This window comes from Peribacillus sp. FSL K6-1552 (assembly GCF_038005205.1).
Classification (GTDB): Bacteria; Bacillota; Bacilli; order Bacillales; family DSM-1321; genus Peribacillus; species Peribacillus butanolivorans.
Genome location: NZ_JBBOST010000001.1, coordinates 1,835,517 through 1,849,468 on the forward strand (window position 1 = coordinate 1,835,517; position 13,952 = coordinate 1,849,468).

At 35.4% G+C, this 13,952-nt stretch carries 8 protein-coding genes and 1 pseudogene; all 9 read left to right on the top strand.

From position 1 onward, the window contains the following. Positions 1-175 precede the first annotated feature (175 nt). Positions 176-1,870: a DUF262 domain-containing protein gene (locus NST21_RS08870; RefSeq protein ID WP_340888728.1), complete on the top strand. Its 1,695-nt coding sequence runs from the start codon at positions 176-178 to the stop codon at positions 1,868-1,870. A 1,216-nt stretch (positions 1,871-3,086) separates the two neighbouring features. Continuing rightward, on the top strand, positions 3,087-4,064 hold the full coding sequence (locus NST21_RS08875; RefSeq protein ID WP_340888730.1) for a hypothetical protein: 978 nt from the start codon (positions 3,087-3,089) through the stop codon (positions 4,062-4,064). A 217-nt stretch (positions 4,065-4,281) separates the two neighbouring features. Beyond that, a complete protein-coding gene (locus NST21_RS08880) occupies positions 4,282-4,854 on the top strand; it encodes a ribonuclease HII (RefSeq protein ID WP_340888731.1) in 573 nt (190 codons plus the stop codon). After that, positions 4,854-4,997 carry a hypothetical protein gene (locus tag NST21_RS08885; RefSeq protein WP_340888732.1) on the top strand — a complete coding sequence of 48 codons (144 nt, stop codon included), beginning with the start codon at positions 4,854-4,856 and terminating at the stop codon, positions 4,995-4,997. Before NST21_RS08880 ends, NST21_RS08885 begins: the two co-directional genes overlap by 1 nt. Before the next feature lie 219 nt (positions 4,998-5,216). Further along, positions 5,217-5,379 (top strand): annotated as a pseudogene (locus NST21_RS08890) (helix-turn-helix domain-containing protein). 57 nt (positions 5,380-5,436) lie between these two features. After that, positions 5,437-6,033 (top strand): DUF1819 family protein, encoded by a 597-nt coding sequence (locus tag NST21_RS08895; RefSeq protein WP_340888733.1) that lies wholly within the window; start codon positions 5,437-5,439, stop codon positions 6,031-6,033. Beyond that, positions 6,034-6,618 (top strand): DUF1788 domain-containing protein, encoded by a 585-nt coding sequence (locus NST21_RS08900; RefSeq protein WP_340888734.1) that lies wholly within the window; start codon positions 6,034-6,036, stop codon positions 6,616-6,618. Between the two features lie 14 nt (positions 6,619-6,632). After that, positions 6,633-10,253 (top strand): BREX system P-loop protein BrxC, encoded by a 3,621-nt coding sequence (gene brxC, locus NST21_RS08905; protein ID WP_340888736.1) that lies wholly within the window; start codon positions 6,633-6,635, stop codon positions 10,251-10,253. A 12-nt stretch (positions 10,254-10,265) separates the two neighbouring features. Next, complete coding sequence (pglX, locus tag NST21_RS08910) at positions 10,266-13,802, top strand: BREX-1 system adenine-specific DNA-methyltransferase PglX (RefSeq protein ID WP_340888738.1); 3,537 nt, start codon at positions 10,266-10,268, stop codon at positions 13,800-13,802. Positions 13,803-13,952: the final 150 nt, after the last annotated feature.

Sequence of the window (13,952 nt, forward strand, 5' to 3'; positions counted from 1 at the left end):
TCTTTCTTGAATGTTCAAAATATTGAAATAAATATGCTTTTCTATCCAAGAGCAGCAGTTAAGCACACTGAAGATGCAAATAAAGTATATTATGGAAAGGTAATGATATAGCACGAGGTGGAAGACACACTATAAAAAAATAGAAATTGAGTTTTTGTAATTGAGGGGTGCAATAATGAGCAGATTAATAGACAATAGTATATCAATATATGAGGCTTTACAAAACATCAAAGACGGAAAATATGTAATGCCAGCATTTCAAAGACAATTTGTATGGGGTATGGAGCAGATTGAAAAACTGTGGGATTCTATTTTGTTGGATTACCCTATTGCTACATTTCTATTTTGGCGTGTAGATGATTCAAATGTGACATGGGATACCTATTTTTGCAATTTTTTATCAGAAGTTACGTTTGACAGTAGAAAACAAGCTGATAGTGTTAATTACGAGTTAACAGGTATAAATGTTAAGGATACTGATACGGCTGTATTGGATGGACAGCAAAGGCTAACATCATTGTTTTTATCGTTGTTTGGGGAAGCATACATACGTCCGAATTATGCTAGAAAGAAATCCGGAGATAGGATTTTAACTAAATTACTTATAGAATTGAACAAGAATAAAATATCTGTCGTTGAAGAAGAGTATAATAGTAAGAAATTTGATATTAAGTTTAGTGATAAGATTGGAAGATTGAGTCCAACCCAATTTGAGATAAAAAACATTCTTGATGAGAAATTCCAAAATGAAACTACAAGAGAAAAAGCAATTGAAGAAGCCATTGTTAATGTTCCAGCAGACAGCAAGGATTATGCGCGAAACATCCTACAAAAGTTGTATAATAAGGTTTTTGTTGAAAAACTGGTAAGATATACTGAAATTATTGACATGAAACAAGACGATGCTCTTGAGATGTTTGTAAGGTTCAATAGTGGTGGAAAGGCACTGCGTAAATCTGAAATAACGATGTCAATTCTGGAGGCATACTGGCCAAGTGCGAAAACTGAGTTTGGGAAAATTCTCGTTGACTCGTATGCCCGTTTTGATACGGACTTTATTATTAGAGCAGCTTTAATGCTATATGGTGATGTTGTAAAATCCAACATTAACAAAAAGATTGCAGAGGAATTGAAAAACGATTGGAACGGATTCAAGAAAGCACTGACAAATACAGAAAGTCTTCTGAAGGAAATGAATATTGATTTAACCCGTTTTTCAAGTAGCTGGAACGTTCTGTTGCCGATTATTTATTACATTTATTATAATCCTGATGATTACGGCAAAAACATCAAGGGTGTTCTCGCTTATTTACTTAGGGCAATATTCTTTACTTATTTCCAATCCGGCACTACAGGTAAGCTGCAACAGATGAAAAGTAACATCAATAGCTTTGACTATGAAATTACAATTGAAATGCTCGACCAGATGAATGACTTGAGAGTTACAGATGGTAAAATTGAAGATGTACTCAACTCGGACAAAGGTAGCAGAGTTGCAGGAGAGGTTCTGTATTATTTGAATCTTGACTGGACAAGTAAGAACTATAAATATGAACAAGATCATCTTCACCCTGACAACAGGTTCATCGGAAGTAAGCCAGTATCTGTTAGTGTAGTAGATTGGAAAAGATGGCATGGAATGCGAAATCGACTACCTAATCTACATTTGCTAGAAGGCAGAAGTAATGGTAGCAAAAATGATATGCGACTAGTGGATTATTACAACGATATGAACGATGAACAAAAGGTGGAATTTTATAAACAGGCTATGATTTCGCAAGATGTATCACTTGAAATAGAAGACTTCGAAAAGTTTTATGAGGCAAGAAAATCAATACTTGCAGAAAAGATACGTGTGTTGTTAGGATGATACCTTTTTCCGTGGAGGTAAAATGGATCTAGATTCCTTTTAAATGATTGTATTAATGCTTAATAATCATTAAGAAGTATTTTAATTTATTTGTTGAATATAATTGTGTTTTATATTACTCTATTATTACCATGATTGCCAATTTATTGGTTGTGGGGCGGTACCACACTTCCTCAAATCGATGTCAATGCATTTAAGTGGAAAAGGATGGTTTGCCGGAGTCCTATGGGCTGGCTTATTATCTACCAATATCGCTAATTTACTTGAACTAACAAAACTTTCTGGAGTGATTTGGATGCTACTAAATGGAACACCGATATTCTTAACTACCCTTGTTGTCTTCGTGAGGAAGGACAAGTGTCATCAATTTTTGGATTGAGGACACAAGGGCCATAAATATTCCACTCCATAAAGTGGATTAAACAAGCCTGCCTTTGGCAGGCTTTATTTATTTCACCTTATTTTAAAAAGAACTGTCTTTAAAAATTGGGCCCGATTGTAGAGTAACCCTAATTTCGTAGTAGACTAAATACTGCGCAACAAAAATGTTTCATTTATTGAAAGAATGTACTTTAAAATAAAGAGTTTTTGACAGTGGTAAGTTTTCAGCACTGTGGATTACCTTTCCAAGGTGAAGGAAGATGTACCTTCTTACCAAATCCGAAGGGCAAGGTTGGTAATTGACCGCTTAGTGAAAAGGGGTAAAGAAATAAAGGGTGGGAGGTATACCGATTAGCTGCAATAAAATTGCCGGTTTCCATTAAGGTAAGGGAGGCAATCAGGAAACTTGTAAACGAGAAAGATCAATATGGGACTTTTGATTAATGAACAGTTGTTAAAAACTGTTCATTTTTATGTATTAAGCATAACCCTTATGGGAAAAATCAAAAAATTCACTAACTCATCTAGTGATTTTTGAAAGTATTAGTACCCGACTTTTTTTGTACATTCCTTTATCAAAGTAAATTGATCTAATATGTTACACAATGGGATTAATCTTCAGTAATTGCTAAGGAATCCCAAATTTAAAGGTATCCTTTCGGCCATGTAACCTTCCCACTTCCTTGATTATATCCTTTGCCTTGATTATAAGAAAAAGAGTCAACATCTATGTTGGTATTAACACAAAGTCATTTGGTACAATTATCTACATGGTAATAGAACTTATAGATAGGTTGGTAATTTAAAAAATATGAAGAGAAATGGGGAGAGTGCCTTGAGCGATAAAGATAAAATAAAAAACAATTATGGAGCAATTAATTGGTTTGACACAACTTTTCAACAATCAAGTTTAGACGATTTCAAACGTTTCCTTAAACCTTATAAGGAAATAAAGGTTTCCAAGTGGTTTATTTTGAGTGATTACTGTCTGAAAGATAGCAATAAACTTTATGATTCAATCACTTTTACGATTGTACCTTACATCGATGATATAAAAGAGTTAATGGCCGTTATGGGTGAGATAGCCCCTAAAGATTTAAAGAAAACTGCTGAAATTGACCAACGTTTTTGTAAATTTATTAAATCAGGATATTGTTTTAATGTTACAGTAGTTATGGAAAAGAATACCAAAAAATTCTTTCCCCTTACTAAAGAAAATTGCATGGAGCAAATTGACGTTTTAATTAATCAATATAAATTATGGATTAGTAATACTCCAAGGAACAAAGATTACTATGAGAAAGTCATAAAAAAGTTAAAGCAGTTGAAGCAAAAAGCAGAAAGTAAATCTTTTAATTTGACTTTATTTAGGTACATTGGTTTTGTTCAAATGATTGTGGCTTACTTAATGACTACAATAACAAAAGAATGCGATTATAAAATTGAAAATATATGTTGGTTTTCAGATCGCGATAGCATAGTGGAATGGATTGATGGAATAATATATGACCTACTTCAGGCTAATTATCATGGAATGTGTTCTATGGAAGAGGTTACTCAAAATGAAGCACCTTCAATCTCCGTTGGTGCATACGAAGAAGGCACAAAACAATTGTGGTATGATGACTTGAATAGAATTCCAGACTATTTAACGGGAGCCTTTGCTGGCCGAAACTACGAAAGTGTTACAAAAGAAAAATATGACATTCTTTTTGAAGAAGGATTTTGCAATAATCCTTATTTATCTGTTGTTAGTTATAGTGAACAAGGAGAAGCAATTCAAACAAATAGATTGACCTTTAGTCTCATATAAGGGACTCAAAATGAGCATAATATTTTGAACAAACATAAGAAAGGCCGAGAGGCGTACAGTGGTCCTCGCTCTTTTTTATGATTAAATTTAACTGTTTAATTAAAACGGGCGCGAATGTTGAATATCAAAAGCCAAATTCCTCGCTGGAAATACGGGGGAATTGGCTTTTTTATCTTTCAAAATTCTATACGTTACCCAATTGGTGAAGGCAGTATGTATGAATTTGAAAAGTAAAATAAGGCGAGGTTCGGCAATTTCAGGGGTATGGGTTTCAGCGTGTATTCTTGATCCCGACAAACCCATTGAGGGTTTAAGAGATTCGAAAAAACTTTCTGCTAAACGACGGGAAGAACTGGCTGAAGAAATTAAACATAAAGCTCTTAGCTGGAGGATCGAAATAGCATCCCTTGAGGAAGTAGAAACACTTAATGTCCTGAACGCAACACTTCTTGGCATGAAAAGGGCCGTAGAAGGGTTGCATATAAAACCTAATAAAGTACTTGTCGATGGGAATAAATTACCTAACATCGATATTCCGGCAGAGGCCATTGTGAAGGGTGATGATTTGATTCCAGCTATCAGTGCAGCTTCTATTTTAGCTAAAGTCGAACGGGATAAAGTAATAAGGGAGTTACATCAAATTTATCCCCAATATGGTTTTGACAAGCACAAAGGTTATCTAACAAAAGATCATATGATGGCATTACAGGAATATGGACCTTGCCCTATCCATCGAAAAACAAATGCGCCCATTCGCAAGTTATTAGAGAAACAATTGGAGTTGTTTTAATGGCAAAAAAAGCGACGTTAAAGAAAACGGTGGTAAAGCAGTTTGAAGAACCATTGAATGTCAGCTCTCTAACACTGGATGTTTCTGAAGAGTCCATTCTTTCAAGGGCTGCTGCAAGAGAGTATTTACCTTCTGTTGATTAAAGTACGGTTATTACTAATGTCGACTAACATCAGTGCTGTGTATTCATGTGATTTTATTCCTTTTTTTGAGATTTTGAATGATTATCTAGTAACAATGAATTAGTAATTGTATAATTTGTATATTGCTAAGGCTGTAAATTAAAGTTATCTAGCCATTAAGAGGTGTTCATTATGGGAGTAAGTTACAAAAAACTATGGAAATTAATTATTGATAAAGACATGACAAATGTGGAAGTGCGAAAGGCAGCAAAAATTAGTCCTGCGACATTTACAAAACTCAAAAAAAACGAAATTTGTATCTCTTGATGTGCTGATTAAAATCTGTAAAACACTTGATTGTGATATTGGGGATATTGTCGAGATTGTTAAAAAAACAGAGTAATGTTTTCATTCTGTTTTTTTGTTCCGCAATTGTAAGTACTTATTTGGAGTGTGACCTATGGAAAAGTATAGCTCAGGACTGGTTGCTGAATCTTTTTGGTTTGTTGAATTTAAGCAACTAATAAAACTAAGAAACGAAGGAAAATCATGGGAAGAAATAAGCCTCCTATGCTTAAACGAAAATCTACTTGGTATTTCAAAACCATATAGAGCAAATCGTATTTTTGGATATCTAAAAAATAGGATAAATGTTCTTGATGAAAGACTTATACAGACTTTTTTGGGGGCAGATTTAAAAACGCAAAAGATTATTAACATTTTTGCAATATCAAGGAAGAATAAATTGTTTTTTGAATTTTTATATGAGGTATATCGAGAAAAAGTTGTGATTGGCGTGGAAGAACTCACTGCTAGCGATATCAACATATTCTTTAAAAATAAACAAGCTCAAGATGAAACAATTAATAAATGGACAGACGTAACATTAAAAAGATTGCGTAGTTCCTATATGAATTTTTTAACGGATGCTGGACTATTAACGAATAGTGATAAACGCAAATTAATAACTCCAGCCATTTTAGATATTACACTCGAAAATTATTTAATAGACATTAATGAGACACAATTGATTAAGGCGATCACGGGGGATAGTTAAATGGTGGATTTGGAAAATAGATTAAATAAGTTGGAAGATAAGATAAAACAACCGAACTTCAGAAAAAATAAAGGTTTGGGAAATGAAGTTGGTTATTATGTTTTTGATTATCCAGAAGAGCAAGAACTACTTGTAAGAGAGCGTATCCATTATTTGAAATCAAAGTACACAACGAATCACTATGACTTTCCGTTAGTCGTGTTTGATTTGTATGACATTATTATGGACATTTTGGTTCAGGAAGGTTTTTTAGAATTATGTATGGAGTTTGAAAAAACGAAGGGCTTTTCTGAAATTACGAAAGCAGTCAATGAAATGCTTCGAATGGAAGAAGACAATCAGAGCAATGAACTGTTAGCATATATCAAAAATAATACACCCAAAAATGCTATCGTTTTTTTAACGGGGGTAGGTAAGTGCTTCCCAATTATGCGCTCTCATAAAATTTTAAACAACTTACACCAGTTTGTAGATGATGTCCCCGTGGTAATGTTTTTCCCAGGAAAATATGATGGGCAATCCTTAATGCTTTTCTCAGAAATTAAAGATGATAATTATTACAGAGCATTCAAACTAGTAGATTAAGAGGGGGAGAATCAATGTTTGTAAAAAATATGTTTTCAAAGCCAGTTGATCGTGACATTAAAGGTGTTATCAAGGTTGGTCAGGACGATGATGAAAATGTTAAACAAGAACTTGAAGAGTATGTTGTCACAAGAGAGCTTCAAAAGCATTTTGCTGACTTTTTTGCTAGTTATAAAAAAGGCATCATTAGTCATACAGACAAGATGGGTGTTTGGATTTCAGGTTTCTTCGGAAGCGGTAAATCTCACTTTTTAAAAATCCTGTCGTATCTTTTAGAAAATCGAGTAGTAGATGGCAAAACGGCAATCGATTATTTTATAGAGGACCGAAAAATTAAAGATGAAGTGGTCCTTGCAGATATGAAGCTAGCTGCTAGTGTTTCAAGTGATATTATCCTGTTTAATATTGACTCAAAAAGCGGAATGGCCGATTCACAAAATAATAAAGAAGCGATTCTTTCTGTGTTCCTAAAGGTATTTAATCAGCACTTAGGCTTTTACGGCGCTAATCCTTTCTTAGCAGATTTAGAAAGACATCTTTCCGTTGAAGGAAAATATGAAGATTTTAAAAAGGCTTTCACTGAAATTCGCGGGAAAGAGTGGGAAGATTCCAGACATCAATTCCGTTTTATTCAAGACCATGTTTGTAAGGCACTCGTACAAATCAATTATATGAGCATGGAATCGGCAAAAAATTGGTGTGAGAGTTCTACAGGTACATATAACATAGACGTTGCTTCATTTGCTGAAATGGTGAAGCAATACATCAACAAAAAAGGCAATAACCATCATGTCGTCTTTTTAGTAGACGAAATTGGTCAATATATCGGTGAAGATTCGAGGCTTATGTTAAACCTTCAAACCGTGACAGAGGATTTGGGCTCAGCGTGTGAAGGTAAGGCATGGGTAGTGGTCACAAGTCAACAGGATATCGATAGCATCACGAAAACGAAGGGCAATGACTTTTCGAAAATTCAAGGTCGTTTTGATACAAGACTATCGCTATCCTCGGCCAATGTAGATGAAGTTATTCGTAAAAGAATACTTGAAAAAACAGAAAGTGGAAGACAAACATTAGGCTTACTGTATGACGACAAAGATACGATTATAAAAAACCTCATTCTATTTAATGATGGTATTGAAAAAAAGCTCTATGCAGATCGAGACAATTTTTCAGAGGTGTACCCATTTGTACCGTATCAGTTTAACCTCCTAGCGAGCGTGCTGACATCGATTCGAACACATGGAGCTAGTGGAAAGCACTTGGCAGAGGGTGAGCGCTCGATGCTGGCATTGTTTAAGGAATCCGTCGTCAAAATTATGGACAAATCAGAAGGTACCCTTGTGCCATTTAATGTATTTTATGATGAGCTTGAACAATTTTTAGATCATAGTCATAAGGGTGTGATTATCCGTGCCTATGACAATGACTACTTAAATCCTGAGAAATCAGAGGACTGCTTTGATGTGGATGTATTAAAAACGTTATTTATGATTAAATACGTCAAAGAAGTAGTGGCCAACCTTGAAAATATTACAAGTCTCATGGTTTCTCATATTGATGATGATCGAATTGCCTTGAAAACGAAGGTAGAGGACGCTTTAAAACGTCTCATTCGCCAAACATTAATTCAAAAAAATGGCGATGTGTACGTATTCCTAACAGATGAAGAACAGGAAATCAATCGTGAAATTGACAGCCAGCATGTTGAAATTTCAGAAGTCATTAGCAAAGTATCAGAGTTAATATTTGATGGTCTATATGATGAAAAGAAATATCGTTATCCAGCGTTTAACGGCCGTTATACATTTGCCTTCAACCAAATGGTAGATGACAGACCTTATAAGGCAAATCAAAACAATGCGATTTCACTCAAAATACTGACACCTAACTATGAAATGGGCACAGATGAAACGACATTACGTTTAATGAGCGGACAGACGCCAAGTGTCTTAGTAGCACTTCCTGATGATAAAGCGTTTATGGATGAAATCAGAAGCATGTTAAAAATTGAAAAGTATTTACGACTGAACACTGCAAACACGATTACAAAATTTGAGCAAATCAAAGATGCGAAACGTACTGAAATGCGTGATAGAAGTGAACATGCAAGAATTTTTCTGGAACAAGCATTAAGAAACGCTTCGATTTATGTAAACGGAGACAAACTGCAAATTGCTGCAAAAGATATAACTACACGCATACATGAGGCGATGGGTAAACTGGTGAACTCCATCTATCATAAGCTAAATTATATCGATACAGCTATGGGCGAGTTGCAAATTAAGTCACTGCTAAAGGATTCAAATAGTGGCCAGATTTCATTTGAAGCGGCAACGGCCACGCCAAATAAATTAGCGCTAAATGATGTGCTTGATTCTATCAGCTTAAATTCACAAAGGTATGCGAAAACATCATTAAAATCAGTGATGGAACGTTTTACAAAGCCACCATACGGATTTGTGGAGGACGATGTGCAATGGTTAGTGACAAAGCTTTTTAAAGACGGTGACCTGGGGTTCTTTGTCAACAATGATGCTGTGACGCTTTTGTCAAAATCTGCTGATGAACTATACCGCTATTTAAGTCGAAAAGAATTTCTTGAAAAGCTGTTAATCGAAAAAAGAGAAAAAGCAAACGACAAGCAGAAAAAAACAGTGAGAGAAGTAATGAAGGCGCTCTTTAAAACAACGCCATCTTCTGATGAAGATGATGCCATCGTCAAGAGTTTCCAGCAATATGCTACTAACTTAAAAAATGATCTAGAAAAACTTGAAATCCATTATCGCAATGAACCAAGCTATCCGGGCGAACGCATTGTCAAGGAAGGAAAAGCGCTACTGCTTGAAATGTTAGCGATTCAATATGCGACAGAGTTTTTTAAAACAGTCGATCATAAAAAGGATGAGCTATTAGATTTTGCCGAAGATGTAGAGCCAATTCAAGATTTTTTTGATGGTGATCAGCTGGCAATTTGGAACCGTGCCTTAAAATTATTGAAAATTTACAATGAAAGTAAGACTTTTATTGTTAACAATGAAATTGAAATGGTGATAGAGCAAATCAAAGGTATTATGAAGAAGGCTGTACCATATTCAGACATTCGAAAAATGCCAGATATGCTCGATATGTTTACAAATTTATATGGAAATATTTTAACGGAAATGGCAAAGCCGATTTATACAGCTATTCAGGAAGCAAGAAAACGTGTAATCGAAGAACTTGAAGGAAAGGAATGTAAAGAGCAGTTCTCTCCAAAAGTCATCAATCGATTTGAGGAGATCCAGCAAAAAGCAGAAACGTGTAACAATGTAGCGACCTTACAAAATATTAAAGTGGAGGCGGATGCGCTAAAGGTCCGTTTACTCAATGAAATACTAGCGGAGGAGGCACGACTGCAAGCGGCAAAACAGCCAAAAACGCCATCAACGATTGTGGCGAAGGAATCAACAACTGTAGTAGAGCCACCGAAGCCAAAGACAAAAGCACAGAAAACAGTAAGCATTAAGTCCATTAATACAGAAGCAACATGGCGTATCGAGACAGAAGAGGATATTGAGCGCTATGTAGAAGCATTAAAGCGAAAGTTAAAACAGCGCATTGAAGACGATACGATACTAAATGTGGAGTTCTAACAGGAGGAAATTATGAACAAAATAGCAATTAAAAAATTCGCAGTATGGGCAAGACGAAAGCTCATTAGTGAAATTACCTACAAAGCAGGGCTTATTGGAATCAGTGAAAAGGGGATTTTACAACCTCTTTCCACTTCAACGGATAATATTCAGTTTTTCGATATTGGCACGGGCAAACCGACGGAAATAGTGGATGCTGAAATTAAACAGCGCGAGGCACTTATTAAACGCATCAAAGAAAAAGAAGCGACTACAGATTACAAAATAGCATTCCAATTTGTCATCGAAGAGGTTGCCTATACATGGTTTAACCGACTGATTGCTATTCGCTTTATGGAGGTTAATGACTATTTACCTTCAGGCATTCGTGTATTATCAAGTGAAACAGCTGGCAAAGCAGAGCCAGATATGGTTACAACTCCGTTTGACACAGATATGGAATTCTCGGCTTATGAAACAGATCGCATCTTACAGCTAAAAGATGAAAACAAGCTAGACGAGCTATTTCGCATGCTCTTTATTAAACAATGTAACAAGCTAAACGAAGTACTCCCAGCACTATTTGAAAAAACAGCCGACTACACAGAGCTATTACTACCAATCTCATTCACAGACAGCGACGGTATCGTCAGCCACCTTATTCATGACATTGAAGAACAAGACTTTACAGAAGCTGTTGAGATCATTGGGTGGCTGTATCAGTACTACAACGAAGAACGCAAGAATGAAGTTATCAATATATATAAAGGCACAGTGAAAAAAGACGATATACCTGCTGCCACACAGCTGTTTACAACGGATTGGGTTGTTCGGTATATGGTAGACAACTCATTAGGTAGATACTGGATTGAACGAAACCCGCAAAGTAAATTACATGAGAAACTAGAGTATTTTGTAACACCTAAAAACGGACAAATCCAATATGTAGAAGAAAAGGTGTTACCTGAAGAACTTTCATTCTTTGACCCTTGTATGGGTAGTGGGCATATTCTTGTCTATGCTTTTGATGTCCTAATGGAAATTTACAGAGAAAGCGGTTATGTTGATCGAGAGGCAGCTCAAGCAATTGTTGAAAATAACATTTTTGGTCTTGATATAGATAACCGTGCTTATCAACTTGCTTATTTTGCCGTGATGATGAAAGCTCGAAGCTACGATAGAAGATTTTTAACAAGAGAAATGCAACCGAACGTTTCAGGAATTATTGAGACGAATAATTTAGACGTCTTTACATGTGAAGGTGTTACGAATAACGCAGAACAAAATAACGTTGGTGAATATCTTATCTCTGCATATAAAGATGCAAAAGAAATTGGTAGCTTGCTTACAATAGTAAATAACGATTATACATCTTTCTTGGAATATCTAAACAATATTAATCCAATGGGTCAAATGACAATGGAGAGCGACTATTGGTATCAAGAAACATATCCTGTTATGAAAAAGCTTGCAAAACAAGCTAACATCATGTCAAAAAAATATACACTTGTCTGTACAAATCCACCGTATATGAATAAGTTAGAAGGGCAACTAAAAAAATTCGTTGTAGAAAAATATAAACCACATAGTGGGGATCTATTCTCTGTATTTATGTACAAGAACTTTGACTACTGTAAACCAAATGGATACTCAGCCTTCATGACACCATTTGTATGGATGTTTATCAAAAAATATGAGCAACTAAGAGAATATATCATCAACGAAAAATCCATTATATCCTTAATACAAATGGAATACTCAGCATTTGAAGAAGCTACTGTTCCAATCTGTTCATTTGTATTAAAAAACGGTAGAGAAACAGAAAAAGGACTTTACTTCAAACTCTCTGACTTCAAAGGTGGCATGGAAATACAAAAACAAAAAGTACTAGAAGCACTTAACAATAAAGAATGTGGATACTTCTATGAAACGAGCGAAGAAAACTTCTCCAAGATCCCTGGTTCACCCTTTGCATTTTGGGCAAGTAGTCGTATTTTTGAGGTTTTCGAAAAATATAAACCAATTAGTAGTATAGGTGAAGCGAAAGCTGGAATGACAACCGGCGATAACAATCGTTTTCTTCGTATGTGGAGTGAAGTAGATTATCACAATATGGGGATTGGTTACTCAGATGCTCTAACCGCCACAGCTTCAAAAAAGAAATGGTTTCCGTATAACAAGGGTGGAGGTTTTCGAAAATGGTATGGTTTAAACGAAATGATTGTTTTTTGGGAAAATAATGGTGAACAAATAAAAAAGGCAACTGATAATGGAAGAAAAATTGCAAGTGTCCGAAGTGAAAGGTTGTATTTTAAAAAGTCAATCACTTGGGCAACACTCACTAGTGGTTTATTTTCGTGTCGAAAGTCAGATTTAGGACATCTTTTTGATGACAAAGGTTCTTCAGCATTTATTCCAGATGATTTATTCAATTATATATTAGGGATGATGAATTCGATTGTTTGTGAATATATTCTGGGTTTACTCAACCCTACAATTTCATTTCAATCTGGTAATATTGGCGCCTTACCGATTTGTATAGACGAAAAAGAGAAACAGAAAATTTATACTTTGGTTGAATCGTGTGTGGAATATGCTAAAGAAGATTGGAATTCAACTGAAACATCATGGGATTTTATAAAACATCCTTTATTACAAGGTACAACAATACAGTCTGCCTATGTAAATTGGCAACATGAATGTGACAATCGATTTAATCAGCTAAAAGCGAATGAACAAGAATTGAACCGGATTTTTATTGAGATTTATGGGCTTCAGGATGAGTTGACTCCTGAGGTTGAAGATAAGGATGTAACGGTGCGTAAGGCTAATTTGCAGCATGATATAAAGAGTTTTGTTTCGTATGCGGTTGGTTGTATGTTTGGTCGTTATTCGCTGGATGTTCTGGGGCTTGCTTATGCTGGTGGTGAGTGGGATGCGAGTAAGTATCAATCCTTTATTCCGGATGCGGATAATTGTATTCCAATTACAGATGAAGAGTATTTTGAGGATGATATTGTTGGGAGGTTTGTGGCGTTTGTGAAGAGTGTCTATGGTGAGGAGACGCTAGAAGAAAATCTTGACTTTATTGCACAGGCTCTGGGAAATAAGGGCGATACTTCAAGAGAAATCATTCGTAACTATTTTATCAAGGATTTTTATAAAGACCATGTGAAAACATATCAAAAACGCCCTATTTACTGGCTGTATGATAGTGGAAAACAAAATGGCTTTAAGTCGCTTGTCTATATGCATCGCTATACAGCAGATACGACAGGTGTAGTCCGTGTCGATTATCTTCATAAAATGCAAAAAATCTATATGAGTGAAATTGACCGTATGACTGACATGGCAGAGAATAGTAATAACGGTCGTGAAGTAGCAGAGGCAGAAAAGCGTAAAGAAAAGCTCATCAAGCAACTTAAAGAAACGAAAGAATATGATGAAAAGGTGGCGCATCTAGCCCTTAGCCGAATCGCCATTGACTTGGACGACGGTGTGAAAGTGAACTATGAAAAGGTTCAAACAGGGAAGGATGGTAAGAAGCTTGATATCCTTGGGAAGATTTAAATCCCAATTGTAAATTTTTAGGGATGAATAAAGAAAGGATAATATTTAGATTTATTTTAATTACTAAAGGGCATCAAATTGAATGGTTACAGCCACTTCATGATGCCTTTTCTGAAAATTTACTACAAGTGCGTAAAATTTGGAGAAGTA